The organism is Clostridium sp. D43t1_170807_H7 (assembly GCF_015555905.1).
In the GTDB taxonomy this organism is placed as follows: Bacteria; Bacillota; Clostridia; order Clostridiales; family Clostridiaceae; genus Clostridium.
This window is the reverse complement of sequence record NZ_JADNLK010000001.1, coordinates 97,955-115,336: the sequence shown is the minus strand read 5'-3', so window position 1 is coordinate 115,336 and position 17,382 is coordinate 97,955. Positions and strand designations below refer to the sequence as shown.

The following is a 17,382-nucleotide window of genomic DNA, read 5'->3' as shown; positions in this document are numbered from 1 at the left end:
AGATATCAGTGTTTAGAATTATGAGAAAAAATTAATAATTTCAAGTTTATGATAATATAAATATAAATGAGTTGATTTTTAGGGGAATTCAATTTACTTACATTTTAAAATTTTATATGGTGGTTAAAGGGGGATATTGTTCATGAAGGGGAAAAAAATAATAGCTATATTATCAGCATTTCTTATTCCATGTATATTTATGGGATGCACAAAAGGTACTAGTGAATCAAAGCGTGAAACTTTAATAAATAATGATAAATCTGTTGAGAGTAATTTAGAAGATACCAATGACAAAATAGATGAAGATTTGGTAAATGAAGATTTATCAGAAATAACTTTATCTTATGATTATAAAACTATAAGTTTTGATGATTGGCAAGTAGATATTCCTAGCAGTTGGATAGAATATGGTGATTCAGAAGGTATACCAATTTACTTAATAGATGATACGGGAACTAATACAAATATATTATCAGAATCAGTAAATGGCATTTATTCAGAAGTATATATGAGTATGACAACTAAAAGTCTTAAAGATATGTTAGATATAGTTGATGATAATATAATTTCTGATTCTAAGATTGTAAATGGTATTAAAGTAAACTGTTTGGAGTATGTACAAAAAGCTGACGATAATAGTTCTGTATACACATATCAAACAGCTGTATTTAAGGATGATAGAGTTTATATCTTAACAATGGGAGCATATAATCAAACTTCTTTTGATAATAATAAAGCTTTAATGGAAGAGGTTATAACTACAGTAAGATAATATTTAATAATTTATCAATAAAAATCAGTAGAGTTAGATTAAGAGAGTAGATAGATTTGTGGAAAACAAATCTGTCTACTCTCTAATTTTACATATTTTAATTATTAACAATTTCATAAAGAGAAGAATCCTTAGGAAGTATCTCCTCTAGTGAAGTATTAGTATATATATGTAATTCATGTAATGCTCTCGTACAAGCAGTATAGAAAAGATGTTTATCTTCAATTGATAAATAACTTTCACCATCAGCTAAAATAACACCATCAAATTCTAGACCTTTTGCAATATAAGAACTTATTACATTAACACCAATTTTAAATTCACATTTATCACTAGTTATTAAGTTCACATCTTCATTAATTTCTTTTAAAGAAGAATAAAGTCTTTCACAGTTTTCTTTATTTTTACAAATAACAGCTATAGATTTAAATCCTTTATCTTTCATTTCAGCAATTTTATCAGCAATTTTTTCAGATAAATTACTATTAACCATATGAATAGTAGGATTATCACCAATTCTATCAACAGCTTCAATAGGTTCATGAGTATCTAAAATATCTTTAGTAAAGTTTGTTATATTACCAGTAGAACGATAACTTTTAGTTAATACAACAGTTTTAACATCATTAAATACATCAGTAATACTAGATCTATTTTTAACATTTGAATGTTTGTCAATTCTTTGATTTAAATCACCCATTATAGTTAAAGATGCATTGGGGAATGACTTCTTAACTATTTCATAGAATAAAGGACTATAATCTTGACATTCATCTATAAGAACATGCTTCATATTACCGTAGCTTCTGAATCCTTCTAAAGCAGATCTAATATAAATTATTGGTGTAATATCTTCATATTTGACTTCATTATTATTTAAAGAGTTTAATGTAATTTCCTTTATATCATTTAAGTCAAAGTCTGTGTATCTTTCTATATTTCCCCAAAGTAATTTGTATATAGCAACACTATCTAATGTATCAACCATAGAATCAACTTGAATATCAACTTGGTTTTTACAGTAATCATAGAAAGTTTTTTTATCTTCTACATAATCAAAATGTGAATTATCTTTTGATGATAAATATTTATTTTCAACTTGTGAAAATAAACTTTGTTTAATAACATCAATTCTATTTAAGAAAGGAATATCCTTAAATCTTTCAAAGAATGTTTTTTCTACAGATTTTTTACTTACTATTTGAGAACCTTCAATTATTATTGGTTTAACATTAGTTATAAGTTTTGGAATATCTAAATTAAAACTATTTAATACATTCATAAATTCTAAAGTGTTTTTATATTCCATAGCTTTAGTTCTTTTGTTAAATTCATTTAAATCTCTTATATTAGAGTAAATATAATCTAAATGATCATTTTTAGTTTCATATAAATAGTTTGTAGGTAAAAACCTTTTTGAATAAAGTTCAAAAGTAGTTTGACGAATATTACTTTCTCCAAGTTCAGGTAATACATCAGATATATATTCTGCAAAGACTTCATTTGGACTGAAGATTAAAATATTTTCTGCACTTAAGTTTTTTCTATGCTTATATAATAAATAAGCAGATCTATGCAATGCTATAGAAGTTTTACCAGAACCAGCAGCACCTTGTATAAATAACACTTTACTATCATCACTTCTAATAATATCATTTTGTTCTTTTTGAATAGAAGCAACGATATTTTTCATTTTATCTGTAGCATTTCCACTTAACATAGATGTTAATGCTTCATCACAAAGGCTTTCATTAGAATTGTGCATAAATACTATTTCACCATTTCTAATGTTATATTGTCTAGTAAATTCAATTTGGCCTTCTATTCTTCTAACTGGAGCATCATAAAAAGCAGGACCAACCTCAAAATCATAGAACATATTAGCAATAGGAGAACGCCAGTCAAATACAAAAATATCAAAATTATCCTCATCTTCTACAGTAGATAATCCTATATAAAAGCTTTCTGCATCTTCACCATCTTCTTTAAAGTCAAGTCTAGCAAAATAAGGGTTAGAAAGTTGTTTTTCTAATGTTCTAATTCTTGAAATCTTTTTTGCATGTAATTGTTCATTTAATGCAACCTGTCCACAGTTCTCATTTATTTCAATTTCATCTAATTCATTTCTATTATCCCATAAGAATTTTCTATGCTTTATTATTTCTTTATCTTGTTTTTCACTAGAAATACCATAACTGTTAAGTAAATCAGTGATTTTTTCTATTGTTTTATTTAAATATTTATTTTCATCTTGTAGTTCTCTTCCAATAATCATTTAATCTTCTCCTTTAAATAATTGTCATTAAATTTTAATAGTTTCTAATGGTGTATGTCAAGTAATGAATTTATATTATGATTAGAATAAAATTAAATTTACTGGAAAAAATATTAGTGACCTTTTAGGTTACGTAGGATTGTGTCACAAGGATTAGCTTGTGGCACTTTTTTTGTATGTAATTAAATGGAAGCGCCTCCGGGGAAGATACAATATATGGAAGTGCTATTTTATTTATTTTTTATAATATCAGCACAAATTTTTGAGCTTTTCAATACCATTGAAATACCATTACCAGGATGTATTGAACCTCCTGTAAAATATAAATTTTTAATATGTGGCAACATACATTGAGGTCTAAAAATTAAGCTTTGATTTAAGTTATGGCTTAACCCAAAAGCAGATCCAGCATAAGTATTAAAAATATTTTTTAGGTCAATAGGAGTTAAAGTATGTTTAAATAAAATATGAGATTCAATATCTTCTAAGCCAGGTATTTTACATATTATATTTAATAATTTATTTTCAAGATTAATTATGTCATCATTACTCCAAGATATATTTTTATAAAGCAAGTTAGGAACTCTCACCATAATATTTATTGTTTCACAGCCTATAGGACAAAGTGAATTATCTATGGAGCTAGGACAATAAATATAAAGTGAAGGATCTGGAGAAAGTTTTCCTTTAAAAGGAGAATTAATATTTTTTCTAAAGTTCTTATTTATAAAAATATTATGTACATTAAGAGAAGGAAATTTTTTATCTAATGCCAAATATAAAATAAAAGTTGAACAGGAATGTTCAAGTTTTGAAATAGAATTTGGAATAGATTCAGCTTCAACACATTTATTTTTTATTAAATTATTAATACTGTATGAATAATCACTAGAACAAACTACTAAATCACTATGTATTCGTTTATTCTTAACTTTAATACCTATTGCAGTATGATCTTTAAATATAATTTCATCAACTGGTGATGAAATATGAATTTTACCACCAAGGTCTAAAACTAATTTTTCTAATGCTTCAATATATGAATACATGCCTCCTTTTATATAATAAAGTCCATTATATTGAGTTGCAGAAGGAATTAAGTTATAAATATTTGAAGATGAAAAAGGGGAAACTCCCACATACATAGATTGAAACATAAGGTAATTTATTAACTTTTTTGAAGATATAAATTTATTACAATCTCTATAACAAGAACTTAGAGAATGTAATTTATAAAGTTTATCTAAAGTTGATAAATTAAAAAAGTTTTTACTTTCTATAAAAGGTCTGTTTAAAAAATATTTTTCAGCTAATAAATATCGTTTATAATTACTAGATAAAAATTCAAAATAAGAATACATATCATTTAAATTATTATTTGTTATATTATTTATGTTTTTACAAAGAGAAGGTAAGTTAGTTGAAAAAGTATAATTTGTATTATCATAATAAAATACTTTATATAAATCATTAAGAGGAATAAGAGAAAAATAATCTCTATAATTTTTATTACAATAATCAAAAAGTTCAATATAGTCTTTAGGTATCATTAATATAGAACCAGTTAAATCAAATTTAAAATTATCATGTTTAAGAGCGTTAATTTTTCCACCTAATGATTTATTTTTTTCATATAACTCTACCTTAAAACCGTCATTTAATAATCTAGCGGCTATAGATAGCCCACCTATGCCGCCACCGATAATAATTGCTTTCTTCATTTTAATCACGTCCTTAGATTAAAGTCTTAGCCTCCTAATGTAATATCTTGTGTTGCATACCAGTCTAGTGCATCATATATGTGTTGAGGCTTAAAATCTGGCCAATAATCATCAACTACATAAAAATCTGAATAGACAGATTGTATTGGTAAAAATCCACTTAATCTTCTTCTTCCACCCCAACGAACAATTAAATCTATTCTTGAAATATCTTTTGAGTGTAATATCAAATCTAAATTATTTCTTTTTTTATATGTTTGTCTAGATAAATTTAAATCCCACTCCCAACCGTAATTAACTAAAAAATTTACTTTTAATCCACCTTTTCCGAAAACCTTTCTTTCAGTAAATGGTATTAATTCAGGGGGGAAGCAAGGGGATTCTGTATTACCAACAACTAACAATTCAGCATCTTCTTGAGAAAGTAATTTTACAGCATCTATGCAAGCTTTAGTAAATGCCTCTTTTTGTTTTGTAGGTCTTTTTGTATTATCAGTAGTAAAACCATAATAGGTTATTTCTTCAATGCCGAGTTTTTGACATATTTTAAATAGTAGAAGACCTGGATTAATACCAATATTATATCCTTTTTCCTTAGAGAGACCATTATTTTCAGCCCAACGTCTATTACCATCAGGAATAATACCAATATGTTTAGGAAGTCTCATGAAATCACTCCTTAAATTATATTTGTAATCTAATTAACCTTATATAGTATTTCTAATTATTGTATTATTAATACAATAAAAGTTTTTGCTAAATATAAATTTAATGAAAAAAGAATAAATGCGAATTAAAATAAATTAGAAAGAAATAAAATTCGGATATATGGCGAAAGATGTATTATAAAAAATAATAAAGTTGACAAAAACAAAAAGGATTGGTAATATTTAATTAATACGAAGAATAAGTATAAAAAAGATAAAAATGTTCGTGTTTTGAAAAATGTGTATGTGGAGGTATATGATGTTAGGGTTTAAATGTATTTTTGTGGAAAAGAAAAATGGTTTTAATGTTGAAGCTAAAAGTCTTATGGAAGATTTCAAAAGTAATTTAAGAATAGATAATCTTGAAGATGTAAGAGTAGTTAATAAATATATATTAGGTGAAATGAAAGAAGAGTACTATAAAAAGTCTCTATACACAATATTTGCTGAAAAGACAGTAGATAATTTATATGAAGGAACTCTTCCAATTGATGAAAATGAGATTGCATTTGCAGTTGAATTTTTACCAGGACAATATGATCAAAGAGCTGATTCAGCATCTGAATGTATTGGGCTATTAGGAGCTGAAGATAGAATTGAAGTTAAATCATCTAAAGTAATTATTTTAAAAGGTAATTTAAGTGAAGATGAAGTAAACAAAATAAAAAGATATTATATAAATCCAGTAGATTCTAGAGAGGTAGCAATAGATAATATTGAACTTTCTTCAAAATTAGCAGAGCCTAACGATGTAGAAGTACTTCATGATTTTGTTAATAAAGATAGAAATCAAATAGAAGAATTCCACAAGGAATTGGGATTAGCAATGAGTGTGGAAGACCTATTAATGATAAGAGATTATTTTAAGAGTGAAGAAAAGGTACCGACAATTACAGAAATAAAAGTGATTGATACTTATTGGTCAGATCACTGTAGACATACAACATTTAGTACGGCAATTGAAGATGTAACATTTGAAATAGGTGAATTAAATAATGCAGCACAAAAATCATATGAAGCATATTTAAAATCAAGAGATTTCGTTTATGGAGAAACGGATAGAGATGAAACATTAATGGATATAGCAGTTATTACTATGAAAGAAATGAGAAAAAGAGGAATGCTAGATGATCTAGATGTTTCTGAAGAAATAAATGCTTGTTCAATAAAAGTTAACATAGAAACAGATAAGGGTAATGAAGAATACTTAGTGATGTTTAAAAATGAGACTCATAATCACCCGACTGAGATAGAACCTTTCGGTGGAGCAGCAACTTGTTTAGGAGGAGCTATAAGAGATCCACTATCAGGTAGAACATATGTATATCAAGCAATGAGAGTTACTGGTTCAGCAGATCCAACAGTACCAGTTGAAGATACAATTAAGGGTAAATTACCACAAAGAACAATTACTTTAGGAGCAGCACATGGTTATAGTTCATATGGTAATCAAATTGGTTTAGCAACAGGACAAGTTTCAGAAGTTTATCATCCAAACTATGTTGCTAAGAGAATGGAAGTTGGTGCAGTTATAGCAGCAGCTCCAAAGGAAAATGTAGTAAGAGAAGAGCCAAAAGCTGGCGATATAGTAATTCTTCTTGGAGGAAAAACTGGTAGAGATGGTGTTGGTGGAGCTACAGGTTCATCAAAAGAACATACAGAAGATTCAATAAATGAATGTGGAGCAGAAGTCCAAAAGGGTAATGCACCAACAGAAAGAAAAATCCAAAGATTATTTAGAAATGCTGAAATATCTAAAATGATAAAAAGATGTAATGACTTTGGAGCTGGTGGAGTTTCAGTTGCAATTGGGGAATTAACTAGAGGATTAGATATTAATTTAGATAAAGTTCCTAAAAAGTATGAAGGTTTAGATGGAACTGAAATTGCAATTTCTGAATCACAAGAAAGAATGGCTGTAGTAGTTAATAAAGAAAATGTAGATAGATTTATAGAATTGTCTAAAGTAGAAAATTTAGAAGCAGTTGTTGTTGCAGAAGTTACTGATACAGAGAGATTAAGGATGTATTGGAGAGGGAAGGAAATAGTTAACTTAAAGAGAAGCTTCTTAGATACAAATGGAGCAAGACAAATAACAAATGTAGAAGTTAAATTACCAGGTGAATATCCTTTAGCAGTTGGTGATATAAATGTTAAAGAAGAATGGATAAATAACTTAAAGAAATTAAATGTGGCATCACAAAAAGGATTAGTTGAAAGATTCGATTCTACTATAGGTGGAGGAACAGTTCTTATGCCATATGGTGGTAAGGATGCAGCGACAGAACAAGAAGCAATGGTTGCTAAGATCCCAGTATTAAATGGAGAAAGTAAAGAAGCAACAATAATGAGTTATGGATTTAATCCAGATTTAGGAGTATGGAGTCCATATCACATGGCATATTACTCAATAATTGAAGCAGTAACAAAGCTAGCAGCTGTTGGTGGAGATTATAGAAAAGTAAGATTAACTCTTCAAGAATACTTTGAAAAATTAGGAAAGAACCCAGAAAGATGGGGTAAACCATTTGCAGCATTACTTGGAGCATATCAAGCACAAATGGATTTAGGAATACCTGCAATTGGTGGTAAAGACTCAATGTCTGGAAGCTTTGGAAGTTTGGATGTTCCTCCAACATTAGTAGCTTTTGCTGTTGGAGTTGAAAAAGCAAAAAATATAATTTCAGCAGAACTTAAAGAAGTTGCTTCAAAGTTAGTTTTCTTAATGGCTGAAAGAAATGAAGATTATACATTAAAGGTTGAAGGATATAAGAAGAATTTAGAGAAGCTACATGAGCTTATTTTAGAAGGAAAAGTAATATCAGCATCATCAGTTAAGTTTGGTGGGGTTGCAGAAACACTTTCTAAGATGGCTTTCGGAAATAAAATTGGTGTTAAATTCTCTAATCTAACTAAAGAAGAACTTTTTGGTTTAAACTATGGAAGTTTAGTTTTAGAAGTAAAGAGAGATGTAAATGTAGATAAAGAATTTGAGGGATGTGCTTATAAAGAAATAGGATTAACAGTTAAAGATGAAGTAATAGTTTCAGAAGATTATGATTTAGACTTAAAATTAAATGCTTTAGAAGAAGCTTATGAAGAAAAACTATCAAAAGTATTTAAGATTAAAACTAGTGATAAAAATGAAACTGTAAAAGAAGTTTTATATAACAAATCAAATATTAAATCACCTGTTATAAAGGTTGCTAAACCAAAAGTAATAATTCCGGTATTCCCGGGAACAAACTGTGAATATGATTGTGAAAGAGCATTTAGAAATGCTGGAGCTGAAACAAAAACATTAGTGTTTAGAAATTATTCTAATGATGCTTTTGTAGAATCAATTGAAAATTTAGAAAAGCAAATTAGAGAAAGTCAAATAATAATGTTACCTGGTGGATTCTCGGCAGGGGATGAACCAGATGGTTCAGGTAAGTTTATATCAACAGTATTTAGAAATGAAAGAATTAAAGATGCTGTTATGGATTTATTAAAGAATAGAGATGGATTAATGTTAGGTATTTGTAATGGCTTCCAAGCATTAATTAAATTAGGATTAGTTCCTTATGGTGAAATAGTTGATATTGAAGAAGATATGGCTACATTAACTTATAACGAAATTAATAGACATATGAGTTCAATAATTAAAACTAAAATTGTTTCTAAAAAATCACCATGGTTTAGTGGAGTTGAATTAGGAGATATACACAATGTAGCAATTTCACATGGAGAAGGAAGGTTTGTTGCTCCAGAAAAACTATTAAAACAATTAATAGAAAATGGACAAGTAGCAACTCAATATGTTGATAATAAAGGGAATATAGCATTAGATATGCCATTTAATCCAAATGGATCAATGTTAGGAATAGAAGGTATAACAAGCCCAGATGGTAGAGTGCTTGGTAAGATGGGTCACTCTGAAAGAATTGGAGATAACCTTTATAAAAATGTACCAGGAAACTTTGATCAAAAGATTTTCGAATCAGGAGTTAGATACTTTAAATAGTTTCAAGTTTCAAGTGATAAGTGGCAAGTTAAGGTGGAAACTCCTTAGGGAGTTTCTTGAATAAATAATGAAATAAAATTTAAAGTGTAGGGAGAATTAAAATGAAAGTAGCAATATTTTTTGGCTCTAAGTCAGATACAGAAATAATGAGAGGAGCAGCTAACTGCTTAAAAGAATTTGGAGTTGAATATAAAGCATTTGTTTTATCAGCTCACAGAGTTCCAGAAAAGTTAGAAGAAACTTTAAGAGAATGTGAAGCACAAGGATGTGAAGTTGTAATTGCAGGTGCGGGACTTGCAGCACATTTACCAGGAGTAATTGCTTCACAAACAACAATGCCAGTTATAGGAGTTCCATGTAAGGGAGCAATTGAAGGATTAGATGCATTATTTTCAATAGTTCAAATGCCAAAATCTATTCCGGTTGCAACAGTTGGAATAAATAATTCCTATAATGCTGGAATGCTTGCAGTACAAATGTTAGCTGTTGGAGATAAGGAATTAAAAGCTAAATTAGTTCAATATAGAAAAGAAATGAAAGAAAAGTTTATAGCTGAAAATGGTGAAGGAGTGGATTTATAATGGAAAAATTAGAGATGATGTACGAAGGTAAGGCAAAGAAAATATATTCTACAGATAAGGCTGATGAAGTAATAGTTTATTACAAAGATGATGCAACTGCTTTTAACGGAGAAAAGAAGGGGCAAATAGAAGATAAGGGTGTTTTAAATAATGCAATTACTTCAATGTTATTTGAGATGTTAAATAGTAAAGGAGTACCAACTCACTTTATTAAAAAGTTAAGTGATAGAGAACAATTATGTAAAAAGGTTGAAATAGTTCCTTTAGAAGTAATAGTAAGAAATGTTGCAGCTGGTTCTATGGCTAAGAGATTAGGATTAGAAGAAGGAACTGAACTTAAAACAACAGTATTTGAGTTATCATATAAAGATGATTCTTTAGGAGATCCATTAATAAATGACTACCATGCAGTTGGTATTGGAGCAACAACTTTTGATGAATTAGAAAAGATTTATTCTTTAACAGCAAAAATTAATGATATTTTAAAGGATATGTTCTTAAAATCTAACATAAGATTAATAGACTTTAAATTAGAGTTTGGTAGATATAATGGAGATATAGTTTTAGCTGATGAAATTTCACCAGATACATGCAGATTCTGGGATGCAACAACTGGAGAAAAGTTAGATAAGGATAGATTTAGAAGAGATCTTGGTAATGTTAAGGATGCTTATGTTGAGATATTAAAGAGAATACAAGAATAGTTTAGATAGTGACAAGTGGCAAGTGACAAGTTGAGGATGAAACTCCTTGTGTAGTTTCTAAAAATATATATTTTACATTCAGTATTAACTGAATTTATTCATTAACTTGAAACTTGTAACTTATAACTTGTCACTCAAAAACTAATTAATTGGGGGTAGGAGTATGAATCCAAAGTTAGATAATATAATAATGGATCCAAGTAATGATAAATTTAAAGATGAATGTGGAGTGTTTGGTGTGTATTCAAACAAGCCACTAGATGTTTCATCGCTGACTTACTATGGTTTATATGCACTTCAACATAGAGGACAAGAAAGTGCAGGTATAGCTGTTGCTAATGGTGAAGATATAAATATTAAAAAGGGAATGGGACTTATTACAGAAGCATTTTCTCAAGAAGATATAAATAGTTTAAAGGGATTTGCTGCTATTGGACATGTTAGATATTCAACAAGTGGTGATACTAGAATCGAAAATGCCCAACCATTATTAAGCCAAACAAAGTTAGGACCAATAGCTATGGCACACAATGGAACATTAGTTAATGCAGATGTTATTAGAGAGTTATTAGAGGATGGAGGACATATATTCCATACATCAATTGATTCAGAAGTAATTGCTAACTTAATTGCAAGAGGAGCTAAAAAAGGTGTTGAAAGAGCAGTATTAGATGCAATTCAAGCTGTTAGAGGATCATTTGCAATGGTTATATTAACTGAAAACAAGCTTATTGGTGTAAGAGATCCACATGGAATAAGGCCTCTTTCTTTAGGAAAAATTGAGGAAGGATATATTTTAACTTCTGAAAGCTGTGCTTTAGATGCAATTGGTGCAGAATTAGTTAGGGATATTGAGCCAGGAGAAATTGTAGTAATTGATGAAAATGGAATTAATTCATATAGATATTCTGAAAATACTCAATGTCAAACTTGTGCCTTTGAATATATTTATTTTGCAAGACCTGATTCTATTATAGATGGATTAGATGTTCATGAATCAAGAGTAAGAGCTGGAGAACAATTATATAAAGAAAATCCAATTGATGCAGATGTAGTTGTTGCAGTACCAGATTCAGGTATACCAGCAGCAATAGGATATGCTAAGGCTTCAGGAATACCTTATGATACAGGATTTGTAAAAAATAGATATGTAGGTAGAACATTTATTACTCCATCTCAAGAAGTTAGGGAAAGAGCAGTTGCTGTTAAGTTAAATCCTTTAAAAGTAAATATAAAAGGTAAGAGAGTTATTCTTATAGATGATTCAATAGTAAGAGGAACTACTTCAAAACATTTAGTTGAATCTTTAAGAAGGGCTGGAGCAAAAGAGGTTCATTTCTTAGTTGCATCACCAGTAGTTCAATATCCATGTTACTTTGGAATTGATACTCCTTATAGAAAAGAGCTTATTGGGGCTAATCACTCATTAGAAGAAATAAGAGAAATAATTGGTTGTGATTCTTTAGGATATTTAACTATGAATGGTATGTACAAATGCTTTAATGCAAATCAAGGTTATTGTGTAGGATGCTTCAATGGAGTATATCCTGTTGCAACACCAATCGAAAACCAAAATCATAACTAAGAAAGGTAGGAATTTATAATGATAACTTACAAAGATGCTGGAGTTAATATAGAAGAGGGTTATAAGTCAGTAAAGCTTATAAAAGAATATGCACAAAGAACAATGAGTGAATATGTTTTAAATGGCTTAGGAAGTTTTGCTGGAATGGTTGAATTACCAGAAGGTTATAAAAAACCTGTTTTAGTTTCAGGTACGGATGGGGTTGGAACTAAGCTTGAATTAGCATTTAAAACTAAGAAATATGATACAGTGGGTATTGACTGTGTAGCTATGTGTGTAAATGATATTTTATGTCATGGAGCAAAGCCATTATTTTTCTTAGATTATATAGCTTGTGGAAAGCTTGAAGCAGAAGTTGCTGCTGATTTAGTTAAAGGTGTTTCAGATGGTTGTGTTATGTCAGATTGTGCTTTAGTTGGTGGAGAAACTGCTGAAATGCCAGGTTTTTATAAAGAAGGAGAATATGATATTGCAGGATTTGCAGTAGGTATCGTTGATAAAGATAAAATAATAAACGGAAAAAATATTAAGCCAGGCGATAAGCTAATTGGTATTGCTTCTTCAGGGGTACATTCAAATGGATTCTCTTTAGTTAGAAAATTATATACAGATTTAAATGAAAAATTTAATGGAGAAGAAGTTTGGAAAACATTAATTACTCCAACTAAGATATACGTTAAACCAATATTAAGCTTAATTGAAAAATTTGATATTAAGGGTATGTCTCATATAACAGGTGGAGGATTTATTGAAAATGTCCCAAGAATGTTTAATGGCTCAGAATTAACTGCAGAAATAAATAAAGATAGTTATCCATTACCAGCAATCTTTGAAGATATGATTAACAAAGGTGTAAATAGAGATCATATGTATAACACATTTAATATGGGAATTGGTTTTGTGTTATGTGTTGATGAAAAAGATGTTAATGCTGTTATAAAAGAACTTCATGAATTAGGTGAAAAAGCTTATGAAATTGGTGTTGTAACAGCTGGAGGTGAAGGAGTTTGCTTAAAGTAGCAGTACTTGTATCTGGTGGAGGTTCAAACCTCCAATCAATTTTAGATTATGGAGAAGAAACTTTTAAAGTTGAAATGGTTATTGGAAGTAAAGAAGGCATTTATGGTTTAGAAAGAGCTAAAAATGCTGGAATTCCATCATATGTTGTTTCTAAAAAGGAATATGGAAATGAAGCTTCTAATAAGATATTAGAATTAACTAAAGGTAAGGTTGATTTAATAGTTTTAGCTGGTTATCTTTCAATATTAGATGGGGAAATATTAAAAGAATTTAAAGATAGAATAATAAACATTCATCCTTCACTTATACCAAGTTTTTGTGGAGATAAAATGTATGGGATGCATGTACATAATGCAGTAAGAGCTTCAGGTGTTAAGTTTACTGGATGTACAGTTCATTTTGTTAATGAAGAAGTAGATGGTGGGGCAATAATACTTCAAGAAGCAGTTCCAGTATATTTTGATGATAGGGCAGAAGATATACAAAAGAGAGTACTAGTGGAAGAGCATAAATTATTACCTAAAGCTATTGATTTAATAAGTAGAGGTAAAATTGAGATTATAGACGGCAGAGTAAATATTTTAAAATAGGGAGGATTTTTACATGATTAAAAGAGCATTAATTAGCGTATTTGATAAGACTGGAATTTTAGATTTTTCAAAGTTTTTAGCAGAAAACGGAGTTGAGGTTATTTCAACTGGAGGTACGTATAAACACTTAAGGGAAAATGGAGTTGCAGTAACAGAAGTTAATGAAGTTACAAATTTCCCAGAAATGCTAGATGGAAGAGTTAAAACTCTTCACCCAATTATTCATGCAGGAATACTTGCTATAAGAGACAATGAAGAGCATATGAAAACTATAAAAGAAAGAAATATTGAAACTATAGATATGATTATAGTTAATTTATATCCTTTCTTTGAAAAAGTAAGAGAAGATTTAAGCTTTGAAGAAAAAGTTGAATTTATAGATATTGGTGGTCCTACAATGCTAAGAGCAGCAGCTAAGAACTTCCAAGATGTTGTTGTTATTTCAGATGTTAAGGATTATGAATTAGTAATGAATGAAATTAATGAAACTGGAGATGTCAGCTACAAGTTAAGAAAGAAATTAGCTGGTAAAGTATTTAATTTAATGAGTGCTTATGACGCAGCAATTTCTAACTTTATGTTAAATGATGAAGAAGAATATCCAGAATATCTTTCAATTTCATATAAGAAGAAGCAAAGCTTAAGATATGGTGAAAACCCACATCAAAGTGCTGCATACTATGTTTCAAATGAATTTGATGGTGGTATGAATGACTTTGAAATATTAAATGGTAAAGAACTTTCTTACAACAATATCAAGGATTTAGATATCGCATGGAAAGTTGCCAATGAATTTGAAGAAACAGCTTGCTGTGCATTAAAGCATAACACTCCATGTGGTGTTGCAATAGGTGATACTGCAGTAGAAGCTTACACTAAAGCACACGATGTAGATCCAACTTCAATATTCGGTGGAATAGTTGCTATCAATAAGAAGATTGATAAAGCTACTGCTGAAGAAATGGTTAAAATATTCTTAGAAGTAGTTGCAGCTCCAGATTTTGATGAAGATGCTTTAGAAGTTTTAAGAACTAAGAAAAACCTAAGAGTTATTAAATGTAACGTTAAGCCATGTGATAAGAAATTCATGGTAACTGTTGATGGAGGAATTTTAGTTCAAGAAGAAGATACTAAACTTTTAGATGAATTAAAAGTTGTTACAGAAAAAGCTCCAACTGAAGCTGAAATGAGAGATTTAGTATTTGGTATGAAGGTTGTTAAATATGTTAAATCAAATGCTATAGTTACAGTTAAAGATGGTGTTGCTGTAGGAATTGGTGGAGGACAAGTTAATAGAATTTGGCCAACAATGGATGCTTTAAGAAGAGGTGAAGGAGCAACTATACTAGCTTCAGATGCATTCTTCCCATTTAGAGATATAGTTGATGAATGCTCTAAATATGGAATTAAAGCAATAATTCAACCAGGTGGTTCAATAAGAGATCAAGAATCAATTGATGCTTGCAACGAACATGGAATTGCCATGGTATTCACAGGAATAAGACACTTTAAACATTAAGAATGTTTAATAGTGACAAGTGGCAAGTGACAAGTGGGAAGTTAAGGGATAAAGTCAGCTTAGGCTGACTTTAGAAAATTTATAATTTGTAGAAACTACGAAGTAGTTTCATCCTTAACTTGTCACTTTCCACTTGTCACTTGTCATTAGTAACAGATATAGTTGATAGTTATAAGTCATTTATAATTAAAAGAAAAGGAGTAATTACATGAAAGTATTATTAGTTGGTTCGGGTGGAAGAGAGCATGCTATTGCTTGGAAATTAGCTAAAAGTGAAAAAGTTAGTAAAATATTTGTAGCACCTGGTAATGGTGGAACTGCAATTGAAAATAAATGTGAAAATGTTAATATCACTGATATAGATGAATTAGTAGTATTTGCAAGAGAAAATAATATAGATTTAACTTTTGTTGGACCAGAAGATCCATTAACAAAAGGGATAACAGATAAGTTTAAGGCAGCAGGGCTTAGATGCTTTGGGCCAGATGCTGCAGGTGCTCAATTAGAAGGAAGTAAAGCTTTTTCTAAGGATTTTATGAAAAAGTATGGAGTTAAAACTGCTCAATATGGAACTTTCACAAAATGTGAAGAAGCTAAAGCTTATTTAGAAGACTGTGAATATCCAATAGTTATTAAAGCTGATGGATTAGCTGCTGGTAAAGGAGTTGTAATTGCAGCAACTAAGGAAGAGGCTATGAATACAATTGATGATTTTATGATTTCTGATATCTTCAAGGGGGCAGGACAAAAGGTTGTTATTGAAGAATTCCTTGAAGGTGTAGAAGCTTCAATCCTTTCAATTACTGACGGTAGAACTTTAATACCTTTTATTTCAGGAAAAGACCACAAACAAATATTTGATGGAGATAAGGGACCAAACACTGGTGGTATGGGAGTTTTAGCACCAAATCCATTTGTTACTGAAGAAGTAATGAAAGACTTTGAAGAAAACATAGTTGCTAATACTTTAAAAGGAATTCAAGAAGAAGGATTTGATTTTAAGGGAATTATTTTCTTTGGTTTAATGATAACTAAAAAGGGAACTTATTTATTAGAGTACAATGTAAGAATGGGTGATCCAGAGACTCAATCTGTATTAACTTTAATGGAAAGTGATTTACTTGATTTAGTTGAAGCAGCTTTAGATAGTAGATTAGATGAAGTTGAAGTTAAGTGGTATGATGGAGCTTGCGTTAATGTTGTTTTAGCTTCTAATGGATATCCAGGAACTTTTGAAAAGGGATTTGAAATAACTATTGATGAAAGTATTAAGGACAAGGTATTCTTAGCTGGTGCTCAATTAGTAGATGGAGTTCTTAGAACTAGTGGAGGTAGAGTTTTATCTGTTGTTGGAAGAGGTAGAACGGTTCAAGAGGCTAGAGAAGAGGCTTATAAGTTAGCTGATATGGTTAATTTTGAAGGTAAGTATTGTAGAAGAGATATTTAATATAAATATGGAAATAGTGAAGCATCCTTAGCATAAATGTTGAGGATGTTTTTATTTAGAGTTGATTAAATTATAATAAATCTATAGTAAAATAATTAAATGCAAAATAATATATGAGTATATTATAGAGTAATTATATAATTAAGAGCATACTTTTAAATATATTAGTAATGTTCAGTATAGTTATTAGAATTAACTTGTAAAATGAGGTAAATAAAATGAATAGTAGAATTATATGCAAAAGGCTTCAGAGAGGAGATGATTTATTAATTAAAATAAAGAAAATAGCAAAAGAAGAGAACCTTAAGGCTGCAGTTGTATTATCATCAGTAGGATGTGTGTCAAACTTAATTGAATTTTTAATTTTTTAATCTACTACAATAAAAATATAAAATTATGTTTTAAATATAGAAAAAATATTATAAAATAGTATTTGGAATAAAATGTAAATAGGG

Annotated in this window: 13 protein-coding genes; 10 read left to right on the top strand and 3 right to left on the bottom strand. The window is 29.3% G+C overall.

Going from position 1 to position 17,382, the window contains the following annotated elements:
- The first annotated feature begins 142 nt into the window (after positions 1–142).
- Complete coding sequence (locus I2E98_RS00535) at positions 143–772, top strand: hypothetical protein (RefSeq protein ID WP_195467037.1); 630 nt, start codon at positions 143–145, stop codon at positions 770–772.
- A 97-nt stretch (positions 773–869) separates the two neighbouring features.
- On the opposite strand, the gene I2E98_RS00530 is transcribed toward I2E98_RS00535, so the two are convergent.
- From I2E98_RS00530 to I2E98_RS00520, 3 genes are all read right to left on the bottom strand, one after another.
- Positions 870–3,047, bottom strand: a complete 2,178-nt coding sequence (locus tag I2E98_RS00530; RefSeq protein ID WP_195467036.1) for a UvrD-helicase domain-containing protein — start codon at positions 3,045–3,047, stop codon at positions 870–872.
- Positions 3,048–3,277: 230 nt separating this feature from the next.
- On the bottom strand, positions 3,278–4,768 hold the full coding sequence (gene crtI / locus I2E98_RS00525) for a phytoene desaturase family protein (RefSeq protein WP_195467035.1): 1,491 nt from the start codon (positions 4,766–4,768) through the stop codon (positions 3,278–3,280).
- 26 nt (positions 4,769–4,794) lie between these two features.
- Positions 4,795–5,436, bottom strand: coding sequence for an undecaprenyl diphosphate synthase family protein (locus I2E98_RS00520; RefSeq protein ID WP_195467034.1), 642 nt, complete (start codon positions 5,434–5,436; stop codon positions 4,795–4,797).
- A gap of 298 nt (positions 5,437–5,734) precedes the next feature.
- Between I2E98_RS00520 and I2E98_RS00515 the strand changes: the two genes are divergently transcribed.
- The 9 genes from I2E98_RS00515 to I2E98_RS00475 all read left to right on the top strand — a co-directional run bounded on the left by I2E98_RS00515 (position 5,735) and on the right by I2E98_RS00475 (position 17,298).
- On the top strand, positions 5,735–9,481 hold the full coding sequence (locus tag I2E98_RS00515; RefSeq protein ID WP_195467033.1) for a phosphoribosylformylglycinamidine synthase: 3,747 nt from the start codon (positions 5,735–5,737) through the stop codon (positions 9,479–9,481).
- Positions 9,482–9,582: 101 nt separating this feature from the next.
- Entirely contained in the window at positions 9,583–10,062 is a 480-nt protein-coding gene (gene purE, locus I2E98_RS00510; RefSeq protein WP_195467032.1) for a 5-(carboxyamino)imidazole ribonucleotide mutase, read from the top strand.
- Positions 10,062–10,766, top strand: a complete 705-nt coding sequence (gene purC, locus I2E98_RS00505) for a phosphoribosylaminoimidazolesuccinocarboxamide synthase (RefSeq protein WP_195467031.1) — start codon at positions 10,062–10,064, stop codon at positions 10,764–10,766. The genes purE and purC overlap by 1 nt, the downstream gene beginning before the upstream one ends.
- 163 nt (positions 10,767–10,929) lie before the next feature.
- Entirely contained in the window at positions 10,930–12,351 is a 1,422-nt protein-coding gene (gene purF, locus I2E98_RS00500) for an amidophosphoribosyltransferase (protein ID WP_195467030.1), read from the top strand.
- An 18-nt stretch (positions 12,352–12,369) separates the two neighbouring features.
- Positions 12,370–13,371, top strand: a complete 1,002-nt coding sequence (gene purM, locus I2E98_RS00495; protein WP_195467029.1) for a phosphoribosylformylglycinamidine cyclo-ligase — start codon at positions 12,370–12,372, stop codon at positions 13,369–13,371.
- Positions 13,359–13,961: a phosphoribosylglycinamide formyltransferase gene (gene purN, locus I2E98_RS00490; protein ID WP_195467028.1), complete on the top strand. Its 603-nt coding sequence runs from the start codon at positions 13,359–13,361 to the stop codon at positions 13,959–13,961. The genes purM and purN overlap by 13 nt, the downstream gene beginning before the upstream one ends.
- Positions 13,962–13,974: 13 nt before the next feature.
- Positions 13,975–15,480, top strand: coding sequence for a bifunctional phosphoribosylaminoimidazolecarboxamide formyltransferase/IMP cyclohydrolase (gene purH / locus I2E98_RS00485; RefSeq protein WP_195467027.1), 1,506 nt, complete (start codon positions 13,975–13,977; stop codon positions 15,478–15,480).
- Positions 15,481–15,688: 208 nt separating this feature from the next.
- Positions 15,689–16,927: a phosphoribosylamine--glycine ligase gene (gene purD / locus I2E98_RS00480; protein ID WP_195467026.1), complete on the top strand. Its 1,239-nt coding sequence runs from the start codon at positions 15,689–15,691 to the stop codon at positions 16,925–16,927.
- A 218-nt stretch (positions 16,928–17,145) separates the two neighbouring features.
- The gene (locus I2E98_RS00475) at positions 17,146–17,298 is read left to right on the top strand and encodes a DUF296 domain-containing protein (protein WP_195467025.1); all 153 of its coding nucleotides are present in this window, start codon (positions 17,146–17,148) and stop codon (positions 17,296–17,298) included.
- The last annotated feature ends 84 nt before the right edge of the window (positions 17,299–17,382 follow it).

Bases quoted from the DNA above. Each gene is read 5' to 3' on its own strand.
- I2E98_RS00535 (WP_195467037.1), top strand. From the start codon at position 143: ATGAAGGGGAAAAAAATAATAGCTATATTATCAGCATTTCTTATTCCA.
- purC (WP_195467031.1), top strand. From the start codon at position 10,062: ATGGAAAAATTAGAGATGATGTACGAAGGTAAGGCAAAGAAAATATAT.
- I2E98_RS00515 (WP_195467033.1), top strand. From the start codon at position 5,735: ATGTTAGGGTTTAAATGTATTTTTGTGGAAAAGAAAAATGGTTTTAAT.
- crtI (WP_195467035.1), bottom strand. From the start codon at position 4,768: ATGAAGAAAGCAATTATTATCGGTGGCGGCATAGGTGGGCTATCTATA.
- purM (WP_195467029.1), top strand. From the start codon at position 12,370: ATGATAACTTACAAAGATGCTGGAGTTAATATAGAAGAGGGTTATAAG.
- purD (WP_195467026.1), top strand. From the start codon at position 15,689: ATGAAAGTATTATTAGTTGGTTCGGGTGGAAGAGAGCATGCTATTGCT.
- purF (WP_195467030.1), top strand. From the start codon at position 10,930: ATGAATCCAAAGTTAGATAATATAATAATGGATCCAAGTAATGATAAA.
- I2E98_RS00475 (WP_195467025.1), top strand. From the start codon at position 17,146: ATGAATAGTAGAATTATATGCAAAAGGCTTCAGAGAGGAGATGATTTA.
- I2E98_RS00530 (WP_195467036.1), bottom strand. From the start codon at position 3,047: ATGATTATTGGAAGAGAACTACAAGATGAAAATAAATATTTAAATAAA.
- I2E98_RS00520 (WP_195467034.1), bottom strand. From the start codon at position 5,436: ATGAGACTTCCTAAACATATTGGTATTATTCCTGATGGTAATAGACGT.
- purH (WP_195467027.1), top strand. From the start codon at position 13,975: ATGATTAAAAGAGCATTAATTAGCGTATTTGATAAGACTGGAATTTTA.
- purE (WP_195467032.1), top strand. From the start codon at position 9,583: ATGAAAGTAGCAATATTTTTTGGCTCTAAGTCAGATACAGAAATAATG.